Below are 594 nucleotides of genomic sequence, written 5' to 3'. Positions count from 1 at the left end.
GGATCAACAAACACTATTCTTCACCTCCTCGCTGCTTTTAAGAACAATTTCTCACGATCGGCATGCGTCGCGAGTGTCGTGCCGTTACCAGGAAGCGAAAGACCAATCGCTTCAGTTAAACAGTTCATTGAATTTGCGGTAAACATTCCAGAGCATGAACCACATGTTGGGCATGCGCTGCGCTCATATTCGGCAACTGTTTCATCATCGGCCGTATCATCCGCTGCGATAACCATCGCGTCGACAAGATCGAGTTTGTGTTCACTCAATTTTGTCTTACCCGCTTCCATTGGGCCACCTGAAACAAATACAACAGGAATGTTTAAGCGCAAGGCTGCCATGAGCATTCCGGGTGTGATTTTGTCGCAGTTTGAAATACACACTAATGCGTCTGCGCAGTGCGCGTTTGCCATGTATTCGACAGAGTCGGCGATGATCTCACGTGAGGGTAAGCTGTAAAGCATGCCATCATGCCCCATAGCAATACCATCATCGACCGCGATGGTATTGAATTCTTTTGCAACGCCACCCGCTTTTTCATTTTGGCGCGCGACGAGTCGCCCCATGTCTTTCAAATGAACATGTCCTGGGACA

At 48.7% G+C, this 594-nt stretch carries 1 pseudogene; it reads right to left on the bottom strand.

The features are described from left to right. Nucleotides 1-23: 23 nt before the first annotated feature. Nucleotides 24-594, bottom strand: a pseudogene (locus tag A3739_RS06595) (dihydroxy-acid dehydratase); the annotation flags it as partial.

The organism is Oleiphilus sp. HI0067, from assembly GCF_001635735.1.
The sequence above is the reverse complement of the archived record's forward strand: the minus strand, read 5'-3'. Positions and strand labels throughout refer to the sequence as shown.